The 22,592-nt window shown below is 56.0% G+C and carries 24 protein-coding genes; 11 read left to right on the top strand and 13 right to left on the bottom strand.

All coding sequences use genetic code 11. The features are described from left to right. Window positions 1-22 precede the first annotated feature (22 nt). Window positions 23-1,006 carry a carbohydrate kinase family protein gene (locus HCH_RS30785; RefSeq protein WP_011400490.1) on the bottom strand — a complete coding sequence of 328 codons (984 nt, stop codon included), beginning with the start codon at window positions 1,004-1,006 and terminating at the stop codon, window positions 23-25. Between the two features lie 186 nt (window positions 1,007-1,192). On the opposite strand from HCH_RS30785, the gene HCH_RS30780 reads away from it, so the two are divergent. Further along, complete coding sequence (locus HCH_RS30780) at window positions 1,193-1,480, top strand: hypothetical protein (RefSeq protein WP_011400489.1); 288 nt, start codon at window positions 1,193-1,195, stop codon at window positions 1,478-1,480. Between the two features lie 78 nt (window positions 1,481-1,558). On the opposite strand, the gene HCH_RS30775 is transcribed toward HCH_RS30780, so the two are convergent. Together HCH_RS30775 and HCH_RS30770 are read right to left on the bottom strand one after the other, a co-directional pair. Beyond that, window positions 1,559-2,320, bottom strand: coding sequence for an SDR family NAD(P)-dependent oxidoreductase (locus HCH_RS30775; protein ID WP_011400488.1), 762 nt, complete (start codon window positions 2,318-2,320; stop codon window positions 1,559-1,561). Between the two features lie 11 nt (window positions 2,321-2,331). Then, window positions 2,332-3,345, bottom strand: a complete 1,014-nt coding sequence (locus tag HCH_RS30770; protein WP_011400487.1) for an NADP-dependent oxidoreductase — start codon at window positions 3,343-3,345, stop codon at window positions 2,332-2,334. 142 nt (window positions 3,346-3,487) lie between these two features. On the opposite strand from HCH_RS30770, the gene HCH_RS30765 reads away from it, so the two are divergent. After that, window positions 3,488-4,261, top strand: a complete 774-nt coding sequence (locus HCH_RS30765) for a substrate-binding periplasmic protein (protein ID WP_011400486.1) — start codon at window positions 3,488-3,490, stop codon at window positions 4,259-4,261. A 39-nt stretch (window positions 4,262-4,300) separates the two neighbouring features. Here HCH_RS30765 and HCH_RS30760 read toward each other — a convergent pair whose 3' ends face one another. The 3 genes from HCH_RS30760 to HCH_RS30750 all read right to left on the bottom strand — a co-directional run bounded on the left by HCH_RS30760 (window position 4,301) and on the right by HCH_RS30750 (window position 7,019). Further along, window positions 4,301-5,401: an acyltransferase family protein gene (locus HCH_RS30760; RefSeq protein WP_011400485.1), complete on the bottom strand. Its 1,101-nt coding sequence runs from the start codon at window positions 5,399-5,401 to the stop codon at window positions 4,301-4,303. A gap of 283 nt (window positions 5,402-5,684) precedes the next feature. Next, on the bottom strand, window positions 5,685-6,575 hold the full coding sequence (locus tag HCH_RS30755) for an NAD(P)-dependent oxidoreductase (protein WP_011400484.1): 891 nt from the start codon (window positions 6,573-6,575) through the stop codon (window positions 5,685-5,687). Window positions 6,576-6,605: 30 nt separating this feature from the next. After that, window positions 6,606-7,019: a VOC family protein gene (locus HCH_RS30750; RefSeq protein WP_011400483.1), complete on the bottom strand. Its 414-nt coding sequence runs from the start codon at window positions 7,017-7,019 to the stop codon at window positions 6,606-6,608. A gap of 104 nt (window positions 7,020-7,123) precedes the next feature. Between HCH_RS30750 and HCH_RS30745 the strand changes: the two genes are divergently transcribed. Both HCH_RS30745 and HCH_RS30740 read left to right on the top strand, forming a co-directional pair. Then, window positions 7,124-8,044, top strand: coding sequence for a LysR substrate-binding domain-containing protein (locus HCH_RS30745; protein WP_011400482.1), 921 nt, complete (start codon window positions 7,124-7,126; stop codon window positions 8,042-8,044). A 34-nt stretch (window positions 8,045-8,078) separates the two neighbouring features. Continuing rightward, complete coding sequence (locus tag HCH_RS30740) at window positions 8,079-8,549, top strand: hypothetical protein (RefSeq protein WP_011400481.1); 471 nt, start codon at window positions 8,079-8,081, stop codon at window positions 8,547-8,549. Here the strand turns inward: HCH_RS30740 and HCH_RS30735 are convergent. Then, window positions 8,543-9,421, bottom strand: a complete 879-nt coding sequence (locus HCH_RS30735) for a substrate-binding periplasmic protein (RefSeq protein WP_011400480.1) — start codon at window positions 9,419-9,421, stop codon at window positions 8,543-8,545. The genes HCH_RS30740 and HCH_RS30735 overlap by 7 nt on opposite strands. A gap of 168 nt (window positions 9,422-9,589) precedes the next feature. Here HCH_RS30735 and HCH_RS30730 point away from each other — a divergent pair, with 168 nt between their 5' ends. Beyond that, a complete protein-coding gene (locus tag HCH_RS30730; RefSeq protein WP_011400479.1) occupies window positions 9,590-10,045 on the top strand; it encodes a GNAT family N-acetyltransferase in 456 nt (151 codons plus the stop codon). An 8-nt stretch (window positions 10,046-10,053) separates the two neighbouring features. Here HCH_RS30730 and HCH_RS30725 read toward each other — a convergent pair whose 3' ends face one another. Further along, window positions 10,054-10,818 (bottom strand): hypothetical protein, encoded by a 765-nt coding sequence (locus HCH_RS30725; RefSeq protein WP_011400478.1) that lies wholly within the window; start codon window positions 10,816-10,818, stop codon window positions 10,054-10,056. A gap of 143 nt (window positions 10,819-10,961) precedes the next feature. Here HCH_RS30725 and HCH_RS30720 point away from each other — a divergent pair, with 143 nt between their 5' ends. After that, a complete protein-coding gene (locus tag HCH_RS30720) occupies window positions 10,962-12,518 on the top strand; it encodes a cryptochrome/photolyase family protein (RefSeq protein ID WP_011400477.1) in 1,557 nt (518 codons plus the stop codon). On the opposite strand, the gene HCH_RS30715 is transcribed toward HCH_RS30720, so the two are convergent. The 3 genes from HCH_RS30715 to HCH_RS30705 all read right to left on the bottom strand — a co-directional run bounded on the left by HCH_RS30715 (window position 12,519) and on the right by HCH_RS30705 (window position 14,386). Continuing rightward, entirely contained in the window at window positions 12,519-12,974 is a 456-nt protein-coding gene (locus tag HCH_RS30715) for a hypothetical protein (RefSeq protein WP_041599043.1), read from the bottom strand. A 45-nt stretch (window positions 12,975-13,019) separates the two neighbouring features. Beyond that, window positions 13,020-13,439: a MarR family winged helix-turn-helix transcriptional regulator gene (locus tag HCH_RS30710; RefSeq protein ID WP_011400475.1), complete on the bottom strand. Its 420-nt coding sequence runs from the start codon at window positions 13,437-13,439 to the stop codon at window positions 13,020-13,022. A 68-nt stretch (window positions 13,440-13,507) separates the two neighbouring features. After that, the gene (locus HCH_RS30705; RefSeq protein ID WP_011400474.1) at window positions 13,508-14,386 is read right to left on the bottom strand and encodes a metal-dependent hydrolase; all 879 of its coding nucleotides are present in this window, start codon (window positions 14,384-14,386) and stop codon (window positions 13,508-13,510) included. A gap of 163 nt (window positions 14,387-14,549) precedes the next feature. Between HCH_RS30705 and HCH_RS30700 the strand changes: the two genes are divergently transcribed. The 3 genes from HCH_RS30700 (at window position 14,550) to HCH_RS32865 (ending at window position 19,185) form a co-directional block, all read left to right on the top strand. Next, window positions 14,550-15,533: an AraC family transcriptional regulator gene (locus HCH_RS30700; RefSeq protein ID WP_011400473.1), complete on the top strand. Its 984-nt coding sequence runs from the start codon at window positions 14,550-14,552 to the stop codon at window positions 15,531-15,533. A 72-nt stretch (window positions 15,534-15,605) separates the two neighbouring features. Continuing rightward, window positions 15,606-17,378 (top strand): gamma-glutamyltransferase, encoded by a 1,773-nt coding sequence (ggt, locus tag HCH_RS30695; protein ID WP_011400472.1) that lies wholly within the window; start codon window positions 15,606-15,608, stop codon window positions 17,376-17,378. Window positions 17,379-17,556: 178 nt separating this feature from the next. Continuing rightward, window positions 17,557-19,185 carry an NINE protein gene (locus HCH_RS32865; protein WP_011400471.1) on the top strand — a complete coding sequence of 543 codons (1,629 nt, stop codon included), beginning with the start codon at window positions 17,557-17,559 and terminating at the stop codon, window positions 19,183-19,185. Between the two features lie 19 nt (window positions 19,186-19,204). On the opposite strand, the gene HCH_RS30685 is transcribed toward HCH_RS32865, so the two are convergent. Beyond that, window positions 19,205-19,756 (bottom strand): TetR/AcrR family transcriptional regulator, encoded by a 552-nt coding sequence (locus HCH_RS30685; protein WP_011400470.1) that lies wholly within the window; start codon window positions 19,754-19,756, stop codon window positions 19,205-19,207. Window positions 19,757-19,887: 131 nt separating this feature from the next. Here HCH_RS30685 and HCH_RS30680 point away from each other — a divergent pair, with 131 nt between their 5' ends. Next, a complete protein-coding gene (locus HCH_RS30680) occupies window positions 19,888-20,328 on the top strand; it encodes a nuclear transport factor 2 family protein (protein WP_011400469.1) in 441 nt (146 codons plus the stop codon). Between the two features lie 3 nt (window positions 20,329-20,331). Here the strand turns inward: HCH_RS30680 and HCH_RS30675 are convergent, their stop codons facing one another. Next, window positions 20,332-21,258 (bottom strand): isopenicillin N synthase family dioxygenase, encoded by a 927-nt coding sequence (locus HCH_RS30675; protein ID WP_011400468.1) that lies wholly within the window; start codon window positions 21,256-21,258, stop codon window positions 20,332-20,334. Window positions 21,259-21,630: 372 nt separating this feature from the next. Between HCH_RS30675 and HCH_RS30665 the strand changes: the two genes are divergently transcribed. Beyond that, complete coding sequence (locus HCH_RS30665; protein WP_011400466.1) at window positions 21,631-22,425, top strand: DUF4349 domain-containing protein; 795 nt, start codon at window positions 21,631-21,633, stop codon at window positions 22,423-22,425. Window positions 22,426-22,592: the final 167 nt, after the last annotated feature.

Genomic DNA, 22,592 nt, shown 5'->3' with positions numbered 1-22,592 from the left:
TCATTCTGACGTCGCCGGCGAGTTATAAATTCAGTGTTTCAATATCTCTACGGGTTCTGGCTGCAATATCCCGTAGCTCCGCTAATGGTAACAGCTTTTCCTTGGCGCCTTTATGTTGCAGGACAGATTCCGAATTAGTCATGGCGTAGTGGAGAGCTGTGGCGGTATTCTCGCCGAGAATAATGGTTGCGGTAAAGGTCGCGGCGAAGGCGTCGCCGGCGCCGGTGGTCTCTACCACCTGCAGGTCGGGCAGAGGGCGCGCATAGTACAAATGCTCGCGATCATAGACATAAGCTCCTTCTGCGCCATCGGTGATGGCGAATATGGCCGGCGGCAGCTTCGCCAGCTCCGGAATCAGGTCGGGAACCGATGGCGACTTGAAAAAGTTGAGCCCGAGGAACTTACAGGCTTCTTCTTTATTCATGACCAGAATCTCTACCCGATCGATCAACTTCGCCAGCTTGGCGTAACCCAGCTCCGCCTGATAATTGCTGGGATTGAAGGCGAGTTTGAAGCCGTTGCCGGAGATCAGATCGCAGACGGTCTGGAAACTCTGCTCCAGCATACTCGACAGATAGACCCAACGGGTCTGAAAGGGTTGGATATCCGCCGCCTCAAGATGATCGTTAGCTCCTTTGTAGGCGAGAATCGAGCGGTCATCCTTGATGCTGTTGAGGATGACGGAAAAGCCGGTCTGTCCGCCCCGGGCGCCAATAAAACTGACGTGTTCTTCATGCAGTTTGTTGAGTACGAAATCGCCGTTGGCGTCATCGCCGATTTTACCCAGGAAGCCGGTATTCAGCCCCAGCCTGGAGAACGCCACTGCGGTATTGGTGCCGCCGCCGCCAGTGGTGGTTCGGAGTTCTTTGATTAAAAGTTTACTACCTAACGGGAAGGCGATGAGCTCGGAATGACTGGTGCGCGTATCAATGCGAATCAGCTCGGAATCCGTGTCAGCGAAGTGATCTACGGTGGCGCTGCCGATGGTGACAACATCAAATGTCATAGGCAATATCCTTAGTTATTGTTAGCGGAGTTTCGGAATATTACTAGGATAGCTCTAGCTAACGCTATCTTGCTGACCCAAGTCAAGTGCGCGGACGACATCGTTTTCCTGCCTTGGATCAAACTCCCTGTGATACCAAAGAGTATAGTATTTTCGCATGTGGATTAACCTCGGAGGAGCGGAGCGATGCACGAATTTGAACTGGCGTGTGGGATCGATGGGCTGAACGATTTTCTCGACGCATTGGGCGGACAACTGGATGCGCCGCTGGCGCAGGATAAAATTGCGCTGGCGTTAGAGGCCCTGGCGCAACTGGGCGACGGGGAAGAGGAAGACATTGAGTTTGATCTGCGCTACCAGGACGCGGTAACGCCGGTGATTATCAAAGCGGCGGTGACGCATAACGTTGGCCCCCGACTGGTGTTCGCCACCCCTTCTGAGTCCCTCTTTGAGGCGGCGCGCCGGTTGGCGTAACGACCTTCGTCAGCCTCCGGCGTCGCTCCTCACGCTGAGGAACGACGCAGGAATATCAATGGCGGAACAGGCTGGGCGTCAGGCGGTCAGTCCGCCATCCAGCGCCACCGCCTGCCCTGTCATAAAGCTGGACTCATCTGAACACAGCCAGGCGATCATACGTCCTATTTCCTCCGGTTCGCCCAATCGCTGCATTGGATTGGCGCGCACCACTTTTAGCGCCTTTTTCTCATCCATCGCCTGTAGCGCGCGCTGCACCATGGGGGTGTTGATGAAGCTGGGGCAGACCGCATTAATGCGAATGCCGGAACTGGCGTATTCGACTGCGGCGGACTTGCTCAACCCCACCACGCCGAATTTGCTGGCGGAGTAAGGCGCCAGAGATGGCGCACTGCGTAAACCGGCGATGGAGGCGAGGTTGATGATGCGTCCGTCGCGGCGCGGCAGCATGCATTTGATCTGTTCGCGCATGCACAGGAACACGCCTTTCAGGTTAATGTCGATCACCTGATCCCAGGTGGCCTCGTCAATGTCCGCCATCCTGGCGTTGACATGCTCCACTCCTGCGCTGTTTACGGCGCAGTCGAGCCTGCCGCAGACTTCCATCACGAAGGCGTGCAAATTGGCGACTTGTTCCGCCTGGGTCACATCGGCGGGACAGAAATGCGCCCGGCCGCCCTGATCGCGAATCAGTGTAGCGACGGCGTCGCCCTGTTCCGCATTAATGTCGGACAGAACCACTTCCGCCCCCAACTGCGCCAGCAAGAGAGCGGTTTCCTTACCAATGCCGGAAGCGGCGCCGGTGATCAGAATCACCTTGTCCTGCAGATCGTAAGCCATATCCGCACTCCTTAATTGTCTGTGACCTTGAGCACCAACTTGCCGAAATTATCGCCGCTGAACAGCATCATCAGCGTGTTGGGGAAGTTCTCAATGCCTTCCACCACATGCTCTTTGGCTTTCAGTTTGCCGGCGGCCATCCAGCCAGCCATTTCCATCGCCGCCTTGCCGTAGTGTTTGCTGTTGTCGAACACCACAATGCCTTCCATGCGGGCGCGGTTGACCAGCAAGGACAGATAGTTGGAAGGGCCTTTCACCGGCTTGGTGTTGTTGTATTGGGAAATGGCGCCGCAAATGACAATACGCGCATGCAGATTGATGCGGGCGAGCACGGCGTCCAGGATATCGCCGCCGACATTATCGAAGAAAACGTCGACGCCGTTGGGACATTCCCGCTTCAGGCCGGCCATGACGTCTTCGTTTTTGTAATCCACCACGCCGTCAAAACCGAGTTCTTCGATCAGATAGCGACACTTCTCAGCACCGCCGGCGATGCCCACCACGCGACAGCCTTTGATCTTCGCTATCTGACCGACGACGCCGCCCACCGCGCCTGCGGCGCCGGACACTACTACGGTCTCGCCTTCCTGCGGCTTGCCGGTGTCCAATAGGCCGAAATAGGCGGTCATGCCGGGCATGCCGAGCACGCCCAGATAGCGCGGCGCCGGGGCGATGCGGGTATCGACTTTATGCAGCTCTTTGCCGTTGCAAATGGCGTATTGCTGGACGCCCAGTGTTCCCACCACCATGTCTCCCGGACTGAAGCCGTCGTGGTTGGAGGCGATAACTTCGCCGACGGCGCCGGCGCGCATAACGTCGCCGATCTGCACCGGCGCGATGTAGGACTTGCCCTCGTTAAGCCAGCCGCGCATGGCGGGATCAAGCGACACGTATTGAATTTTCACCAGTACTTCATCAGCGCCCGGCTGCGCGACAGGTTTCTCGCAGAATTCCCAGGTATCGTCGCCGGGTTCGCCCACTGGTCGCTTGGCCAGACGATATTGCTTATTAAGCAGTTCGCTCATGGATGTATTACCTTTATTGTTGATTGCGTCTACTGTGTTTCAGACAGCCATTTGGATTTTGCAGCGTCGCACATGGCGTTGAGGATTAATACTGGCGTATATGACATAAAATAGGTTGTTTCAGTCACAAGGGATATCACTGATGATGACGAAAATTTCTGTACTGATCAGACTTTCCGTTCGCCTCGCCTTGCTGTGTTTCGCTTTGGCGGGCGCCTGCCGCGCCGCGGACGACTTAAATATGATGACGGAGGATTACGCCCCGCTGAACTTTGCTGAGAACGGTCGCCTGCAAGGCGTGTCTGTGGATCTGATGGAAGAGATGCTGCAAATTGCCGGCTACTCTCAAACCCGCGCCGACATGTTGTTGATGCCCTGGGCGCGGGCTTACACCCACGTCCAGCAAAGCCGCAATGCGGTGCTGTTCGCCATGACACGCACGGAACACCGCGACGGTCTGTTCAAATGGGTGGGGCCGATTATCCCTTCTCATATCGTGATCACCGCCCGCCGCGACAAATCCCTGCGCGTTGCTTCTCTGCAGGACTTGAAGACGCTGCGCATCGCCACCGTACGCGACGATATTGGCGAGCAGTTGTTACTCAATAACGGCGTACCCGACAGCGCGTTGCGGCGCACTTCCAGCCCTCAGGTGGCCTTGGCGATGCTGAGCCTTGGGCAGGTGGACGCCTGGGCGTACGGCAGGCTTGGCGCAGCCTGGTACATCAAGCAGATGAAACTGAAACCGGCTGATTACGAAGAGATCTTTACCCTGAAAGATTCAGATCAGTATTTCGCTTTCAGCCTGCAAACCCCGGATGAAGTGGTGCAGCGTTTTCAGCAGGCGCTGGATAAGTTGAAAAGCGACGGCCGTCATCAGGCTATTGTGAACCAATATGTGGAAGGTGCGTTGTAAGTCGGCCCGATGCGTTCGCCGCACCGGGCCCATCCGCATTTAACGCTTCAACACCAGAGCGGAGAGACGCGCCGCCCGCACATGGAAATCCGGCGCGGTATAAAGAAAGACGCCTGGGCCGGGATGGGTGAGACGCCAGACGAACAGAGACAGCGCGGTGACGCCAAGCGTCGCCACAGTGGGATACAGCGCGTACCAGCCAGTGACCGCCGCACTGTTGTCGAAGACGCCGGCTTTGATCAACGCCGGCGCCAGCCAGACCCCCGCCATTTCAATAAATATCCGGTGCAGCACGTAAATCTGCAGGGTGTTTTTGCCCATCCAGCGCAGCATTTTGAAATCCGCAATCGACTGTGTGAACGCAAAGCCCATGACGCAGACGCCCACCAGCAGCAGACTGGTGAACAGGAAGTGCTCCCAATGCAGCAATTTCAAGCTCAACGACGCCAACCCGAACACCGCCAGCAGACCAATACTGCGCAGACTGATGCGGCTGAGCAGGGAAAACAGATGGCGGCCGTAGAAGCAACCCAGTCCGTAAAACACGCCATTGGCGATAATGCTTTTGGTGGGCCAGTCATGGACAAAGGTTTGTCCGATAAAATGCCCCGTTAACAATACCAGGATCGCCAGCGGCCAACGGCTGGACAACAGTTTGCAGATAATGAAATACCAGGGCAGGGCGTAGAGATACCAGAGGCTGCTGGAGCCGGTCAGGGTCAGGGCGATGAACTCCGCCGGATTGGAGGAATACAGTGCGTTGGTGACTTCCGTCAGTTGTTTTTCCGAGCCGCCAATCCAGTTCACCAGGGTGACGCCCAGCCATTGCAGTGCGCCCCAAAGCACAAAAAGGTAGGCCAGATTGTAGATGCGCTTCTGCGCCACATCGCTCCAACGATACTGAGTGACGGCGCGGTGCACGAGAAAGCCGGAGATCATGAAAAACAGGGGCATGCGCAATGGCGCCAAGTAGATGCTCACCAGATGGTGAAAATGTTCAAACATGGCGGCGCTGGAGTTTAACTCAACTCCGGGCAAAGCATAGGAAGTAATAATGACGTGGTGGAGCACCACCAACAAAATACAGACGCCCTTCGCCGTATCAATCCAGTCGATGTTGGTTTTAGTTTGGTTCTCCATGGGGTAACCCTTATTTATAAATGGCGGTAAAAAAGAGAGGCCCTGGAAGATAACAAAAAATTTTTATACATCATATAAGCCATATATGGCATGTCTCAAAAGGTGAGTAAGTGCCCGCTTTTTGATGTGTTAACAAGATAGAGTGTTGTGTTTTGGGCGTTAAAAATAGCGCTGAAATGGCGTGGAAAAATGGGGCGGCGCCCAGTAATGCAGTGCATGAAAGATGCCGCGTTAAAGCGGCGACAAGCATTGCCTAATACTGTTTTGGAGGGATGAAAAGAGATCAGGCGAGGGTCCGATCCCTCAATATATCCATAACCTCCCGCAAAGCCGGTTCGACTTGGGTAGGCGCGCTTTGATGGGGCGTCACCCACACTTTGGGGTGGCTCCATAGCGGATGGTCGGCGGGCAAGGGCTCCTGTTGGAATACATCCATCATGGCGCCGCGTAAATGGCCGCTGTCCAGGTGTTCCAGAAGGGCGTTTTCGTCCGTGACCGCGCCGCGGGAAACGCAAATCAGGGCTGCGCCCGGAGGCAGTTGGGAGAGACGGTCCTGGTTCAGGAAGCCTTCCGTCGCCGCGTTATGAGGCAGCATGTTGATAAGAATGTCGCATTGCCCTAGAAACTCATTCAATCTGTCTTCGCCGGCGTAAGCGGCCACCCCGGACAGGGTTTTAGGACTGCGCGACCAACCTGACGTCGGGTAACCCAGGTTATGCAGACGTTGCGCGACCGCGCCGCCCAGACTGCCCAGTCCCAGTACGCCGACGCGGGTCTCCCGATTGGCGCGATAAGGGCTGTGCGTCAGCCAGTTGTTTTCCTGCTGAGCCTGACGAAACTGATCGAAATTGCGCTGAAAATGCAGCACGGCGTAAGTGGCGTATTCGGACATCGCCTGCCTCATACCGGCGTCCCGCATGCGTTCCACTGGCGTATTCGGCGGCAGGCGCAATTGTCGAATCAGGCCGTCAATGCCTGCCCCCAGACCGATCACCAGCTTCAGGTTACGCGCCTGCGTCCAGTCCGTCAGGGTGGGGCGCCAGATAAGCAGAACATCGATCTCTTCGATAGCGACGTCTTCCGGCGCCTGCAGCTGGAATTCCGGGCTGATGGTTTGCGCGACTCGCCGCCATTCCTGCAGGTCGAACGCGCCGCTGTGAAATACGATGTTCATGAGGGTCTCTGTTGTCGTTTGGAAACGGAATCAGGTTCTGAAAATATCAGCGTCGCTGTTGAAGTATTTGAACTCCAGGACGTTGCCGGAAGGATCGCTGACGAAAAACGTGCCTTGCTCTCCCGGTTCGCCCACGAAGCGGATTTTCGGCGCCAGCAGGAAGGTGTCGCAGCGCTCGGTGATGCGATCGCGCACTTTTTCCCATTCGCTTTTATCCAGAATAACGCCGAAGTGAGGGACGCGAATGCTATCGCCGTCAACGGCGTTGCGACCGGCGTCTTCCTGGGGGCTTTCCACCAAATGGGCGGTGATCTGGTGGCCGAAGAAGTCAAAATCGATCCAGCGCTCCGAGGTGCGACCGATGGCGCAGCCGAAGCGGTCCACGTAAAAAGCGCGGGCGGCGTCCAGATTCGTCACGGGAAAGGCCAGATGAAACGGCCGCATACATACCTCCTGAAATAAGTGATAATTGAGCTGTGTGCAATTATCACTGTGAAATTAACGATTAAAAAGCGATATTAATTCAATTTGGTTGAGATTTTCTCACTATGCGGATGCTGCCCCCCTTAAACGCGGTGCGCACGTTTGAATGCGCCGCCCGTCATCTCAGTTTCACTAAAGCCGCGGAAGAACTCTGCGTGACCCCCGGAGCGGTAAGTCGCGCCATCGCTGGATTAGAAGAGCGGTTGCAGACGCCGTTGTTCAGTCAGCATAAGCGTCGTCTGCAACTCACCGCCGCCGGCCGCGCCTATCTGTTTCATGTCACACAAGCGCTGGACCGCCTGTCACTGGGTACGGATGAGTTGCTGCAACATCGGGGCGAGGGCGGCCTGTTGACGATCGGCGCGTTGCCGACGTTGGGCTCCCGCTGGCTGATTCCCAAGCTGCAGGACTTTCAACTGCGTTATCCCAATATTTCCGTCGAGGTGAAGACGACGCCCTCTGACTTCTCCAAGGCGTTCACCGAGTTGGACCTGAATGAGCATGGTCTGGATGTGGCGTTGTATATCGGGCAGGGCGACTGGTCCGGCGTGCGACGGCATAAACTGTTCCCGGAGCGGTTGCTGCCGGTTGCGGCGCCATCGCTGAGGGAGGAGCTGGAGGCGCTGGCGCGGGGCGAGGCTGATCCTGGTCGTCTGTTGTTGCATTCCACCCGGCCTCATGTGTGGGCGCACTGGTTCAACGCGCAAGGGTTTGATTTCACCACACCGACCTGGCGCGCCCGCTTTGAACATTACTACATGGTGATTGAGGCGGCGGTTCATGGACTGGGCGTCGCCCTGTTGCCGGAAGTCCTGGTGGCGCAGGAACTCCGCTCCGGCGCGCTGCTGGCGTTGAGTCAACGTGGGTTGCCGCAACCGGAAAACTACTATTTGTTGCATCACCCGGCGCGCAGTGAGGAAAATAAAATCCGTGCGTTCCGGGACTGGCTGATGCGGACGGAAGGCGCAAGGGGAAATCCGCTATAAAGGGCATGCAAGCCGGAAAGTAAAAGGGGGGATGATGGCGCGCGCGATAAAAGCATTTAATGCGCTATTGGGTATATTGTTTATTCTGCCAACGACGGCGTTTTATGTAATGGGGGTCTCTCTTGTCATTGAAAACTCGATATCGGATGCACGATTACCTCCACTTGGTTCGGTAGTGCTTCTAGCAGTGGCCTTTGTCGCGCTTCTGTCATTAATTTGGCTATGGGTGCGGCATTCAGACTATGTTCTGAAAGATATCCAGATAGGGGTATGGTTGGGGTTGATTGCAGGGAATGGGTTATTTATTCATGTTGTCAGTGACCCGGGCCCGCTTGGCGTCTACGCCATGACTAACAGGCTGATGGTGGGTGACTTTAAAGCATTGTTGTGGTTTTGGCTTGTCGGCGGTGGGCCAGCCCTGTTCTCCTGGTATTTGCTGTATAGGGTATATAGACAAAGCTCACGTTCGCCGTCACGGGAGAATGCGGCTGACCCCTCTCAATGAGCGGGAATCAGGCGACGGCTTTCCAGCTCGCCCTCATACTCCAGTACTTCCCGGAAGCCATGGCGGGTATAGATTTCCTGCAGGGTTCCGTCTTTTTTCACGGCTTTCAAGCCGGCGTTGAAGGCCGCCAGTTGATCTTTATAGTCGGGCGCTTTTTTTGAGAACGCCACATACAGGAATTTGACTTCCAGGGGAGGCTCCAGAAAGCGAAGGTCGCGCAGGTATTGCGGGTAGTTTTTTTCCAGCAGGTAGCGGGCGACGAATTTGTCGATGAAGATCAGATGCACCCGATTGTAGTAGAGGCGCTGCAAGTTAGTGAGGTCGTCGACGACGTCTTCTTTGTACAGGAAGGACGCGCTGTCAAAGGTGTCAGTGTTGATATAACCCCGCACCACGCCGAATTTATACTGAGACAGCTCCTGCAACGCCTCAAGCTGATTTCTTCGAGGATCTACGGTGAACTGGATATCGCTGTCGTTGCGGATATAGAAACCTACCGGGCCGCCGAGGAAGGGATCGGAGTAAACGAAATTCTCCAGGCGGGAGGAGGAGTAATACTCCGGAAACAAGGCGTCCATTTCTCCACGCTGGGTCATGTCCAGCGCCCGCGCCCAGGGCAGAAACTTGACGTGGGGCGTATAACCGCCGCGTTTGAAAGCTTCCGTCACCAGTTCGTAGACGAATCCAAAATTACGCATCTCTTCGCCTACATAAGGCTCCCAGTTGAGTGTGGCCAATATGGTCGTCGGTCGTTGCGCCGCCATAATGGACGAAGATGGAAGCAGCAGGAGCGATAGCGCCAGCACTGCGAGCGTGCGACGCGCTGATCCTGATGGCGGTAAGGGCCGTATCCAGTGAAAACGCCGTATCATTGGATATCCATTATGATGTTTTGATTTACGGGTGCGTTCTATAGCTTAGGTGAGTCCGCCGTATTTGGCCAAAACAGGCGCTTTCTGTCGTCTGCGTCAGCGCCAGAGGAGCGGACGGCGAGCAGCGGCTGTCCGGTCAGGCTATGCTTGTTTGAGAGGTAGTAAACGATGAATGTAGTATTGCGACCGGCCACGGCGGCTGACGCCGATACCGTGACTGATATCATGTTAGCGTCGCGAAAGAAGTTTCTGGCTTATGCTCCTATGGCCCACTCGGAACGGGAAGTCCGCGGTTGGGTGCGATATCTGTTGCTTCCCCGCGAGTCGGTGACGCTCGCCGTAGCGGACGATCGCATCGCTGGATTTCTTTCGTTGGACAAAGGCGACCGCCTGACCTGGCTCACTCAGCTTTATCTCGCCCCTGACTATGTCGGATGCGGCATTGGCTCACAGCTGCTGACCCATGCGCTGACGCTGGCCTCGAAGCCGGTCAGGCTGCATTGTTTTCAGCAGAATCAGGACGCCCGGCGCTTTTACGAACGCCATGGCTTCGTCGCCGTGCGGTTTAGCGACGGGTCCGGCAATGAAGAGCGTTGCCCTGACGTGCTCTACGAATTGACGTAGATAGGGCGTTAGCCTTGTTCCTGCATTAGCTTGAACTGACTGTACAGCAGTACGCCGCCCCAGATCACCGCTGCGACCATAATCGCACTGCCCAGCAGATGCGCGCCCTGAGCGATGCCGTGATCGAAGCGCAGCAGTCCGGTTTCCGTCAGCAGATATTCCCAGTCATGAAAGCCGTAAGGGGACGAGTGGCCGAAGTTGCCGCCCAGCAGCGGCAGTTGGCCGGCCCGCGCGTCGTTGATGTAAGGCGCCAGATCCAGGAAGTTTTCGCCAAACCACCAGGCGCAAACGGCGGCGCCGAAGGTGTTGTGATGTTTGAACAGCAGCACCCCGAAGCAGATGGCGGGCATGATCAACTGACCCAGACTGCCTCCTAGGGACGCGATGAATTGTCCGAAGGGGCGGAAAATGACATGTCCGGCTTCGTGAAAAGGCAGGTTAATCAAGTGGAGAAAGGATTCTCCCGCCGCATTGGAAGCGATGGAGGAGGTCATCAGCCACACCCCCCAGATCGCCAGCCCCGCCAGCAGCAGCGCGCGTCCGCCCAGAGAAATCGGGTCGGGGGAAGCGTCGCCGGGATACAGCAAAATGTCCCGCCAGGACACTGTCTCCTCAATGTCTTCTACGTCCTGCTCAAGCTCCTGTCCGGGAGGCGGCTTCTCATTGGCCTGCGATGGCGGGTGATATTTAAAGTACTTTGCGAAAACAATGCCGCAGCTTTCGCAGTCGACGTTGCTATCCCGTTGTTCAAAACCGCATTTGGGACATTTCATATACTGGCGTGATCTTTTCGTAAGTAGGTTTTGTGATTCTAGGTCAGCAGAGATCCGAAGCAAGCGTCAGGGCGTAATCATGACAGCCCGTTCGCAACACATTGGCGAAGGTGAATTATCGTCCAAGACAAGTAGAGTGCATCATGCCCGCCCATGTTCATACGCTGAGGCTGTTGCTCGGCGATCAGCTCAACGCCGCCCACAGTTGGTTCCGGGAAACAGATCCGGGCGTACTTTACGTGATCGCGGAGCTGCCTCAGGAAGTCGATTATGTCGTGCATCATGTGCAGAAAGTCTGCGCATTCTTCGCCGCCATGAAATCGTTCGCCGACGCGATACGGAAAGCCGGTCATGAAGTGTTACATCTGACCCTGGATGACACGCAGGAGTTCGCCGACCTGCCGACGCTATTAAATCATCTGTGCGGGCGCCATCAAGTGCGCCGCTTCGAATACCAACGTCCAGACGAATACCGCCTGTTGCAGCAGATGGAACAGCTTAAGTTAGGGGAGAGAATTGACATCGCGCAGGTCGATACGGAGCATTTTCTGCTGCCTTTTGCGGAGATATCCGACCACTTTGTGCGCGGCGAGCACCTCACCATGGAGAACTTCTATCGGCGTATGCGCAAGCGCTTCGACATTCTGATGCAGGATGGGGCGCCGCTGGGGGGAAAGTGGAATTTTGACAGCGAAAATCGCAACAAAATCAAAGCGGAGCAGTTGGCGGAAATTCCCGACCCCCTGTGTTTCGACAACGATGTCAGCGTTATTCTCGAACGTTTGCGGCGATATGCGGTGAAGACCTTCGGCGTCGCCCATGAGCGCTTGCTGTGGCCGGTGACGCGACGCCAGGCGCTGCAATTGCTGCAACACTTCTGCGAACGATGTCTGCCCCAGTTCGGCCGCTTTCAGGATGCTATGACCGACGCCGTGGAGGCGCAATGGAGCTTGTATCACTCCCGGTTATCATTCGCTTTGAATACCAAAATGCTGTATCCCATGCAGGTGATCCGCGCGGCGCTGGAGCGTTATGAACAGGCTGAGGGCGACATCAGCCTGCCTCAAATCGAGGGCTTCGTGCGGCAGATTCTGGGTTGGCGTGAATACGTGCGTGGCGTGTATTGGGCGAATATGCCGGAGTATATGCAAAGCAACGCGCTCGACGCAGGACGACGCCTTCCCCATTATTTCTGGGACGGCGACACCCATATGCGCTGCGTCAGCAAGGTGGTGGGGCAGTCGCTGCAATACGCTTACGCCCATCATATTCAACGTCTAATGGTGACAGGCAATTTCTGTCTGCTGACCGGGATCGATCCAGACCAAGTGGATCAGTGGTATCTGGGTGTCTATGTGGACGCCATCGAATGGGTGGAAGCCCCCAACACCCGAGGCATGAGTCAGTTCGCCGACGGCGGACTGATCGCCACCAAACCCTATGTCAGCGGCGGCGCCTATATTCAGCGCATGAGCGATTACTGCAAGGGCTGCCGCTACGACGTGAAAGCCAGGACCGGCGCCAACGCCTGTCCCTTCAACAGCCTGTACTGGCGCTTTATAGAGCGGCATCGCGAGCTGCTCCAGAATAACCCCCGGCTCGCCATGATTTACCGGTCCTGGGAGCGTTTCTCGCAGGAACAGCGACGTGAGATCCTGGCGCAGGCGGAGGATTATCTGGAGCGGATCGAAGCCCTGTGATCAGGCGGTGGGCCGGCTGCGGCGGAATGGTTTCTTAACCGCCACCACTACCAGGGTCAGTATCAGCAGCAGGTTGAACGCGCCGAACACGGCTTCTCGCAGCATAGCGTCGTCGAAGATCTGGTTGGCGTTGCTGACGGTCTCCAGCGATAGCAGAATAGCCGGATACACCATCAACTGCGCATTCAGCGCGATCAAAACGAACCCGGCGACTTTGATCCACAGCCAGGTCGCTTTGGGTTTTCCGGATAACAGAATGCCGCTGAGGCCAGCGAGCCACATCGCCGGCAGAGTCAGCCAGGCCGTGCCGGCGGCCACCCATTCCCGGTTCAGCGTCAGAGCGCGTAAATCGTCTTCAGGCAGGATCGCCCCGAAGAAGATATACGCGGCGATGCTGCCAAAGAACACGGCGATCGCCAGTAGATGAATGGTTTTTAGTAAAGTTCTCACAAACATACTCCTTTTTTGTTAGTGCGCTAACTATATGCTTAAAAAAACGCCCTACGACATGTTTTTCAAAACGCGCCGCAAGTAGTCTTTGAATTGGGAAGCTTCTTCGGGGGTGAACGTATGCAACGCCCGCGCATTGATGTCCTGGGCCAGAATCGGCAACTCGCCCATTAACTCAACGCCCTTGGCGCTGATATGTATTCGATAAGCGCGTTGATCGCTTGTATCAGGGACTTTCAGAATCAGCCCCTTTACGTCCAGCCGGCGGATGATGCCGGACATGGTGGGGCGATCGAAAAACAGCGATTTTCCCAGCTCGCTGATTTTCTGCCCGTCGTTTTGTCGCAATCGGGCCAGCACTGACCACTGCCCTGGTGTCAGATCATAGGGACGCAACGCCGTCTCCAGAGCGAATTTCATCTCCCCGGCGGCTTTGTTGAGCAGAAAACCCAGGCTGTCATCTAATTTCATGGCGCAGTATGTTAGTGCGCTAACAATGTCTCTGCAAGTAGAAGTTTAAGTTGAGCCTTCCAGAGATCTCAGGCCGCCTCCGTTGGGCGCTGATTATTGTTGAGCCAGCGCGTCACTTCTTCCCGGTCATCTACTTGCCAGGGATGGAAGTCGCGGCGTAAATAGCGCAGAAACTGGGGCAATGATTGGCGTAGCACGCCGGGTTTGCCCCACAGGAAATTAAATCCATGCAGCCAGGTTTTCAGGTCCCAGAATTTACCTTCTGTTTTCAGCATCGAGCAGGTGTTGAGGAAAGTGAAACGGAAGAACTGGAAGGTGACGATCCAGAACGCCACGAAGCGCATCCGATAAAGGCCGACCTGACTTTGATACACATCGAAGGCCACGGATTTATGCTCGATTTCCTCCACCGCATGCCAGCGCCATAACGCCTGCATGGTTGGGCTGGCGCCGGCCATCCAGTCCGGGTTCTTCAGCACGCCGTGAGCCAGGACGGCAGTGTAGTGCTCGGCGGCGCAGGTTCCCGCCAGACGGCGACTGCGTTTGAATCCGCCGACAAACTCCATGTGCTTGTGAAAGCGGGCGTTCATTTTGTCCAGGTTGTAACCGCGTTGCGCCAGAGCGTCGTTGTAGCGGGCGTGCTCCCGGCTATGCATGCCTTCCTGCCCGATAAACCCCCGAATATGCTGCTGTAGCTGAGGATCTTTCACTTGCTTGCGGTAGTCGCGCACGGCCTTGATGAACAGGTGCTCGCCCTCGGGAAATTGCAGGGAGAGCGCATTGAAGAACGCGGTTTTAAATGCGTCTCCGCCATGCCACAGCGTGCTTAATTCGGCATCCACATCGAAGCTCAGATTGCGTGGTTCGACGTTGATTTCCGGCGGCGTGCGGCTGTCGCTCGCGCCGGTGATGGAGTGGCGTGGGGCGGTTGTGTTTTCCATTGTCATGACGGCGTCTCCCGTTGACCCAAGTGATCTGATTACAATCTATAACCGGGAGCGGCGCGCAAACAGGTTGCGGCCCATCGATTAGCGGGTCATTCTTTGTCACAACGACAGACTCGGCGCGGGACGCCGCCAACAACAATAAACCAGAGCGGATAAAGCTGTCATGAGAGGTCATTACGTTGCAGTGCTGATCGACTTGTTAGTGGAGCGGGGCGTTGATCGCGCGGAATTTTTAAAGGATTGCCAGTTACAGGAAGACGAACTCAATGCGGACACCCTGATTGACCAACGGCGCCTGGAGCAGGTGACCCGTTTGGCGGCGGAGCGGGTGCAGGAGACCGGCATTGGTTTGCTGGTGGGGCGACGCCTGAACGTTAACACCCATGGCGCCCTGGGGTACGCCGCCATGGCCAGCGCCAGCTACGAACAGGCGCTGCAGTTGCTGGTGAAGTACTACAGGGTGCAGGCGCCCAAGGCGTATTTTGAATTGCGGACGCGCGACGGCTATTACGAACTGGCTTGCGAATCCAGTTTCACCCTGCCGGAGCGGCCTTGGGTGACCACGGAGTTTCTGATCAGCAGCATCTACACGTCGACGGAGTTTCTGCTGAGCGGGCGTATGCAGGGCGTGGAAATTCACCTCAGTTATGCGGAGCCGCCCCACCTGGAATTGTATCGTGAGATATTTCAGGCCCCGGTGCGGTTCCGACAGACGTTCACCGGCATTCTCATTCCTTTCAGCGTGGCGCGGCAGCCGCTGCCCTCGGCGGACCCCATGGCGGCGAGCCTGTTCACCAAGCGCTGCGAATCCATCCAGCATGACGAGCGGGACGAACAATTGCCCCGGCGGGTGAAAGAAATGTTGTACGCCGGCGCCGGCGAGTTTCCCAGTCAAACCGAACTTGCTTCACGACTGCACATGAGCGTGAGCACCCTGCACCGTAAACTGGCGGAGCAGGGCGCCGCCTACAAAGCGCTGCTGGCGGAAGTGAAGAAAGAGCTGGCGTTGCAGCACTTGCGGGACAGTCGTCTGACCGTGGATGAAATCGCGCAGTTACTGGGCTTCAGCGACGCTTCCAATTTCCGCCGCGCCTTCGTCGGCTGGACGGGCGAGACGCCCAGTGAATTTCGCAAGCGAAGCTTGTAGGCGCTTGTTATTACTGGCATGTTATTGGCGTACAAGAACGGCATTGTCCATTCACCAATAAGGAATGTTGTTATGCTAAGCGAAACAAAAAAAATAACCGACGCTCGACTTTTTGGCTTCAAGTCTCTCGTATCCATCCTCTCGAAACCCTTCCTGCTCACCCTGACCCTGACAGTCGCGGCGCCGACCCACGCCGAATTCATTCTGGAGGGAGACCGCAGCGTCCCTACGGAGGCGCATCACGGCATGGTGGCCACCAGTCATACTCTGGCGACGGAAGAAGCATTGAAAGTGCTGAAAAACGGCGGCAACGCCATTGACGCCGCGGTAACCGCCGCCTTCGCCCTGGCGGTGACGCAACCCCGTTCCGGCAATATTGGCGGCGGCGGCTTCATGCTGATCTCCTCGGAGAGCCGCAATGAAGTGATCGCCATCGATTACCGGGAAAAAGCGCCGGCGGCCGCCTCCCGGGATATGTACCTGAACAAGGACGGCGAGGCGGACAGCAATCTGAGCCGCTTCTCACACAAAGCCGCAGGCGTGCCCGGCACAGTGGCGGGATTGGCCATGGCGCTGGAGAAATACGGCACGATCTCGTTACAGGAGGCTTTGGCACCGGCGATCCGACTGGCGGATGAGGGCTTTATCGTTACGCCCCGTTTCAGTCATGGGGTGAAAGACAGTGCGGAAAGGCTGCGTAAATGGGATTCTTCCCGCAAAATTTTCTTCAAACAGGACGGTTCTTTTTATGAACCCGGCGACCGCTTTATTCAAAAAGATCTGGCGGCGACCCTGAAACGCATTTCCGAGCAAGGCGTTAAAGGCTTTTACGAAGGCGAAACCGCCAAGCTGATTGTGGAAGAAATGAAGCGCGGCGGCGGACTGATTACGCTGGAAGACCTGAAGAGCTATCAGCCAGTCGTGCGTGAGCCTGTGCACGGTACTTATCGCGGCTTTGACATTTATTCCATGAGTCCGCCCAGTTCCGGCGGTATTCATGTGATTCAGATTCTGAACATACTGGAAGGTTATCCAATCGGCTACCTCGGACATAACTCCGCACAAACGATTCATCTGATGTCGGAAGCTATGAAGCGGGCTTATGCGGACCGCTCCAAGTACCTGGGCGATCCCGATTTTGTGGAAGTGCCGCAAAAAGGGCTGATGTCCAAAGACTACGCGGCGAAGCAGCGCAAAGACATCCCCATGAACCGCGCTACGCCCAGCGCCACGCTGGCGCCGGACAACCCCCTGCCTTATGAAAGCAATGAGACCACGCACTTCTCCGTCGCCGACAACAAGGGCAATGCGGTGTCCACCACCTACACCATTAACTTCAGCTACGGATCGCACATTGTGGTCGACGGCGCGGGCTTCCTGCTCAACAACGAAATGGATGACTTCAGCGCCAAGCCGGGCGTGCCCAACGCTTATGGTTTGCTGGGCGGCGAGGCTAACAAGATCGAAGGCAATAAGCGCATGCTCAGCTCCATGTCGCCGACCATCGTGAAAAACAAAGGCAAGAACTTCCTGATTACCGGCAGCCCTGGCGGCTCGCGCATTATCACCACCACCTTGCAGGTGATCATGAATGTCATCGATCATCGCTTGAATATTCAGGCGGCGGTGAATGCGCCCCGTATACACCATCAATGGTCGCCGGATGAGATTCGCGTGGAAGAAGGGCTCAGCCCCGACACCGTCAAGCTGCTGGAGGGAATGGGGCACGCGGTGAACCAAAAGGCGGCCATGGGCGCCAGCCAGAGCATTCTCATTGATGAACACGGCGTGTTTTTCGGCGCCGCCGACCCTCGTCGCAGCACGTCATCCGCCATGGGTTTTTGACCCTTCGGGCTTTTAAACTATCCTTACATCCTAGTACTATGCGCCGCTTTTTCTTAACGGAGAAGCGGACGCTTCTCCTATCTCAGTTTTGACCACCACGTCGTAGAACGAACTCAGGATGGTCGTATAATAGAGTAGTATCAATCACTTAGCGGCTGTAAGGCTGACAGGAATAGTCGTGTCTGAATTAAAATTCGATGTTGTTTTATTGGGGCAGTGCCAACAGGGCATGAACCCAGATGATGTAATAAACAAACTGGCCGCCTTGTTCAGGACGGATGTGGACAAGGTGGAAAAAATGATGGTGAAAAGCCGTCATGTGATCAAGAAAGGCGTCGACGGCGCTACCGCCAAGAAATATAAAACGGCGATAGAGCAAGCCGGCGGCGTGTGTGAACTGGTCAAGAGCGCGGCGGCGCCGGTGCAAAAAGAGCCGCCCATGCGCGCAGCGCCTGCGTCTAAATCTGCAGCGCCCAGGCCCGTCGCTCCCAAACCCGCTGCGGCGCAAGCAGCTACCAATGCCGCCGTAAATAACGCCTACCGTGCGCCTGCGGCGCCGGTAGTAAGAGATCAAATCGTATACTGCCGCCAGTGCGGCGCGCATATTTCCGCGACCTTGACGGAGTGTCCTCATTGTCACGCCAAACAAACCCCTACCAGCTCAAAAAGCAAAGTGACGGCGGGGCTGCTGGCGTTTTTCCTGGGCGGGCTGGGCGTACACCGGTTCTATCTGGGCCAATGGTGGGGCATTTTCTATATGTTGTTCTGGTTTACCTGGATTCCCAGCCTGGTGTCGTTGATTGAGGCGATTGTTTTTTTTGCGTCGTCGGAAGACAGATGGCAGGAAAAATACGGTCAGGTTCGCGGCGGCGGCGCGGCTATGGTTGCCGCTGCGGTTGTCGGGTTATTTGTAATGGTGGCCTTTATCGGCATCTTGGCGGCGGTAGCGATTCCCGCCTACCAGGACTATGTGACGCGGTCTCAAGTCCAGACCTCTATGCCGTTTGTTAAGGAAAACCAGGACAAAGTCAGCGCTTTTATCCAGCGTACGGGCTTCTATCCCAACCAGAACCTGGATGCGGGGTTGCCTGAGGAACTGCGCGATAAAGTCGCCAGTATTCAGCTGCAACAAAACGCCCGCATGGTCGTGACATATGACATCAAAAGCCTGCGCGAAAATAACACCATTGACTGGATTCCCGCAGAAAGGAATGGACAGATTGAATGGACCTGTATGGAAGGTTCTATGCCGGATCAATACCGCCCGACTATATGTCGGGGCGGAAGCCACACCAGCAGCGGAGACCGGCGCGTCTCCGCCGCGTCGGAGGCATTGGACAAGGTGTTGCGCAGCGCTGACGGACGTTTGTCCCTCAGCGTGCCCGGACGCTGGAAGAAAATGGATGACCTGAATGAAGAAGCGTCTCTGGGGGGCGGCAATTTGTTCGATGACGCCTATGCGCTGATTCTGGAAGAGTCCCGCGTTGATTTTGAAGACGGCTACACATTGACGGACTATTCCGACCTCATTGTGTCCCTGATGCAGGAATCTCTGGAAAATCCCCGCACGCTGGGAGAATGGCGTCCGGTTGAAATCAATGGTCTGCCTGCGCGCCAGGTGGCGCTGACCGGCGCCACCGGCGGCGTCAAAGTGACCTATCTGATCACCACAGTGATGGGCGACGCCCACTTTTACCAGGTGCTGGGCTGGACGCTGGCGTCCCGCTACGACAGTAAAAGCGAGGTGCTGCAAGCCGTGGCGGCCAGCTTCAAGGAGCGCAAGAATAGCGGCCCGGTGGCCAACTGACGCAGTCGGACTTCTCGACTCAAGCGCGCAATATTGCCGCGCATAAAGCTCGCGCCGTCTGAGCGTAATCCGGGTCGCCAAAACACTGGGCGCGAATGATAGCGCCATCGATCAACAGACCGATTTGTCGCGCCAGCGCCGCATCCTCCACTCCCGCTTGCTTTAGCCATTGGGCGACTTTCCCATCCATGTCCTGCTTATGTCGCCGCGCCAACTCCCGTTCCGGCTCCTGCGCGTCATAGATTTCCGCCGTCACATTCAAAAATGCGCAGCCGCGAAACGCAGGATCGTCGAACCATTCCCGTAAAGCGTCAAAGATGCCTAGCACTCGCTCTTTACCCGGCGTGTTGAGCGCTTCCACTTTATCGGTAAACCATTGCAGCCAGCGAGTGTGACGCTCCTGCAAGGCGTCCATCACCACATCCTGCTTGCTGGGGAAATGCTTGTAGAAGGTGCGTTTGGCCACCTCGGATTCCTGAATCACCTGATCCACCTGAGTGGCGCGAAGCCCTTGCTTATAAAACAGGCGGTAGGCGCTTTCGATAATTTTTTCACGTGCTGAAACTTTCATAATCAATCACTTAAGCATCATGTAGACGAAGTTGTCTACTTTTCGATTGTAAAGGTAGACTGGATTGTCTACTCTGTTCGGCGTAAGTAGACAATATAGTCTACTTTTTAATGAAAACAGAGAGGCAATTTATGTTTATTGAAAGAGACGGCAAGCAGATTCCAGTTCCTCCTTTTACCGAAGCGTCCGCCCGCGCCAAGGTCAAAATGGCGGAAGACGCCTGGAACACCTGTAATCCAGAGGTGGTTGCATTGGGATATACGGAGGATTCGGAGTGGCGTAATCGCGCTGAATTTTTCCAGGGACGTGAGCGCATACGTGAGTTCTTGACCCGTAAGTGGGAGCGTGAAACCCGTTACAAACTGATGAAGGAATTATGGTGTTATCAGGACAACCGCATTTCCGTGCGCTTTGAATATGAGTGGTATGACGCGGAGGCGGGGCAGTGGATGCGCACCCATGGTAATGAGCATTGGGAGTTCAACGAAGAGGGACTGATGGCGCGGCGCGATATGAGCGCCAATGATTACGCCGTCAGTCCCTCAGAGCTGCGTTACGCAGTGGCCGGCTGAGAGTTACTTCTTCAACAGACCGATCTGACGCAGACGCTCAACCAGATAGTCGTGAGACAGAATGGGTTCGTCGCGCACCGGATTTTCCTCGGTAACGCACTGCGGCAGAGCGGTCAGCCATACGTCCGGGTTGGGATGCACGAAGAACGGAATCGAATAACGGCTGTGTCTGGACGCCTCGCCTTTGGGATTCACCACGCGGTGGGTGGTGGAAGGCAGTACGTGATTGGTCATGCGTTGCAGCATGTCGCCGACGTTACAGATGATGGTCCCTTCGATCATGGAGATCGGCGTCCATTCGCCTTTTTTGCTCAACACTTCCAGACCTTCCTGCTCGGAACCGACCAGCAGGGTGATCAGATTGATGTCTTCGTGAGCGGCGGCGCGCACGTTGGGCAGGGAATCATCATTGATCGGCGGATAGTGCAGGGGACGCAGAATGCTGTTGCCGAAATTGATTTTCTCACGGAAGAAGCTCTCGTCCTCGCCCAGGAATAACGCGAAGGCGGACAACATACGGTTGGACAGGTTATCCAGAGCCTGGTACATCTCCAGCATGGCGGACTTGAAGTCCGGCAGTTCTTCCGGCCACACATTGGGAATCAGTTGCTCGTAAGGGGGTTCGCCTTGTACTTCCCGGCCTACATGCCAGAACTCTTTCAGATCCACCACGGCGGCGTCTTTGGCGATTTCAGTGCCGAACGGGGTGTAGCCGCGTGCGCCGTAGTTATCCAGGAAGTATTTCTTCTTCACTTCTTCCGGCAATGCGAAGAATTTCTCCGCGGCGCGCAGGGCGTTGAAGATAGTTTCTTTAGGTACGCCGTGTCCGGTAATTCCCGCAAAGCCCCATTCTTTGTATGCAGCCCCTAGATCGGCCAAAAACGCCTGCCGGTCTGAGTCAAACCGGGAAATATCGAGAACTGGTATCATAAAAAACCCTTCTGTTTAACTGTTATTGTTAGCGGGAGTGTAATAGAAAACTCGACCATTTGGTTAAGAAATTTAAAACTGCCGCTTAAAACTTGCGATGCGTCAAACCCGGCGCGCAGGAATGCGGCGGCGGTGAAAACGCCCGTACTTTTCGGCCGGGCCGTCGGGTCGACGGACAATTCGGGGGCGCAATTTTAAGCGCCTGCCTGTCGATTTACTAACACTTCCTGAGCAATAGTCCTTAAGATGACGGCGGTCGTTAAGATTCTATCGTCAGGGAGGATTCGACTTGCGCAGTGCGCCGCCCCTCCTTGCTGAATCCGGCGCCGGAAGTTTTGTCCATCGTCTCTGTTCCAGAAGGAAATAAGCGCCATGCTGAAACCATTCGTGCGCCGCCTTATGCTGGCGGTATTCATGTTGTCCCTGGCTGCCTGCAGCCCTACCGAATACTCCGGCCGGGCGCAAGGGGACGCTTCATTGCGGGCGGAATCCGCGCAGCGGGAATCCAATCCTTACCTGGCCTATGAGCATTCCGTTCGCGCGCGTCTGCAGGAAGATAAGATCGCCGCCGCGCACCAGCAAATCATGGACGCCTGCGCGGCGGACCGGGAAAACCAGTGTACCTTGCTCGACGCCGAGCTGAACCGGGAATACGCACGCGCCAGTCTGCGCTTACGGATCAAACCCGCCGGCGTGAAGCCGATTCTGGAGTTATTGGCGCAAGCGGGCGAAGTGACGCAGGTGAATACCCATGTGGAAGATCTGGCGGCGGCCATCGTCGATGCGGAAAAGCAGGTTGAAATGCTGACCAGCTATCGCGATCGTCTGCTGGAGCTGGAAAAGCGCTCCGCCGACAACATTGATTCTTTGATCAAGATCGCCTCACAACTGGCGCAAACCCAGGCGGAACTGGAACGGGCCACGGGCGACAACGCCTACCTGCTGCAGCGGGTGAATATGGATATCCTCAACATCTCCTTCGACGCAGAGCACAATGAGTCGTTCTGGAAACCCATCAGCCGCTCGTTGTCCTCGTTTTCGGAAGACCTGTCGGAAGCCATCTCCGAGGTCATCACCGCCGTCGCCTATCTGCTGCCGTGGCTGGTGATGCTAACCCTTCTGTTCTTCCCTCTGCGGTTTATCTGGCGCAAGTTGCGTAAGCTTTAAGCGGGCGGAGAAACAGCGTCCTTTGCAATTTTGGCGCTCTTTATTGCAAGAGCGCCTACTCCAAATCCTCTGTCGGAATACGCCGGTATTTACTCCATTCGGGTGATCGTTTGGGAACGATTCCCATCCTAGACTCGGGCGATAACCTGAAACAACGAGTAAAGGAA

The sequence above is a fragment of the Hahella chejuensis KCTC 2396 genome, assembly GCF_000012985.1.
Lineage (GTDB): Bacteria > Pseudomonadota > Gammaproteobacteria > Pseudomonadales > Oleiphilaceae > Hahella > Hahella chejuensis.
Note: the sequence above shows the minus strand (reverse complement) of the source record. Positions and strands in the feature narration are given on the sequence as shown.

Bases quoted from the DNA above. Each gene is read 5' to 3' on its own strand.
- HCH_RS30785 (WP_011400490.1), bottom strand. From the start codon at position 1,006: ATGACATTTGATGTTGTCACCATCGGCAGCGCCACCGTAGATCACTTC.
- HCH_RS30780 (WP_011400489.1), top strand. From the start codon at position 1,193: ATGCACGAATTTGAACTGGCGTGTGGGATCGATGGGCTGAACGATTTT.
- HCH_RS30775 (WP_011400488.1), bottom strand. From the start codon at position 2,320: ATGGCTTACGATCTGCAGGACAAGGTGATTCTGATCACCGGCGCCGCT.
- HCH_RS30770 (WP_011400487.1), bottom strand. From the start codon at position 3,345: ATGAGCGAACTGCTTAATAAGCAATATCGTCTGGCCAAGCGACCAGTG.
- HCH_RS30765 (WP_011400486.1), top strand. From the start codon at position 3,488: ATGATGACGAAAATTTCTGTACTGATCAGACTTTCCGTTCGCCTCGCC.
- HCH_RS30760 (WP_011400485.1), bottom strand. From the start codon at position 5,401: ATGGAGAACCAAACTAAAACCAACATCGACTGGATTGATACGGCGAAG.
- HCH_RS30755 (WP_011400484.1), bottom strand. From the start codon at position 6,575: ATGAACATCGTATTTCACAGCGGCGCGTTCGACCTGCAGGAATGGCGG.
- HCH_RS30750 (WP_011400483.1), bottom strand. From the start codon at position 7,019: ATGCGGCCGTTTCATCTGGCCTTTCCCGTGACGAATCTGGACGCCGCC.
- HCH_RS30745 (WP_011400482.1), top strand. From the start codon at position 7,124: ATGCGGATGCTGCCCCCCTTAAACGCGGTGCGCACGTTTGAATGCGCC.
- HCH_RS30740 (WP_011400481.1), top strand. From the start codon at position 8,079: ATGGCGCGCGCGATAAAAGCATTTAATGCGCTATTGGGTATATTGTTT.
- HCH_RS30735 (WP_011400480.1), bottom strand. From the start codon at position 9,421: ATGATACGGCGTTTTCACTGGATACGGCCCTTACCGCCATCAGGATCA.
- HCH_RS30730 (WP_011400479.1), top strand. From the start codon at position 9,590: ATGAATGTAGTATTGCGACCGGCCACGGCGGCTGACGCCGATACCGTG.
- HCH_RS30725 (WP_011400478.1), bottom strand. From the start codon at position 10,818: ATGAAATGTCCCAAATGCGGTTTTGAACAACGGGATAGCAACGTCGAC.
- HCH_RS30720 (WP_011400477.1), top strand. From the start codon at position 10,962: ATGCCCGCCCATGTTCATACGCTGAGGCTGTTGCTCGGCGATCAGCTC.
- HCH_RS30715 (WP_041599043.1), bottom strand. From the start codon at position 12,974: ATGTTTGTGAGAACTTTACTAAAAACCATTCATCTACTGGCGATCGCC.
- HCH_RS30710 (WP_011400475.1), bottom strand. From the start codon at position 13,439: ATGAAATTAGATGACAGCCTGGGTTTTCTGCTCAACAAAGCCGCCGGG.
- HCH_RS30705 (WP_011400474.1), bottom strand. From the start codon at position 14,386: ATGACAATGGAAAACACAACCGCCCCACGCCACTCCATCACCGGCGCG.
- HCH_RS30700 (WP_011400473.1), top strand. From the start codon at position 14,550: ATGAGAGGTCATTACGTTGCAGTGCTGATCGACTTGTTAGTGGAGCGG.
- ggt (WP_011400472.1), top strand. From the start codon at position 15,606: ATGCTAAGCGAAACAAAAAAAATAACCGACGCTCGACTTTTTGGCTTC.
- HCH_RS30685 (WP_011400470.1), bottom strand. From the start codon at position 19,756: ATGAAAGTTTCAGCACGTGAAAAAATTATCGAAAGCGCCTACCGCCTG.
- HCH_RS30680 (WP_011400469.1), top strand. From the start codon at position 19,888: ATGTTTATTGAAAGAGACGGCAAGCAGATTCCAGTTCCTCCTTTTACC.
- HCH_RS30675 (WP_011400468.1), bottom strand. From the start codon at position 21,258: ATGATACCAGTTCTCGATATTTCCCGGTTTGACTCAGACCGGCAGGCG.
- HCH_RS30665 (WP_011400466.1), top strand. From the start codon at position 21,631: ATGCTGAAACCATTCGTGCGCCGCCTTATGCTGGCGGTATTCATGTTG.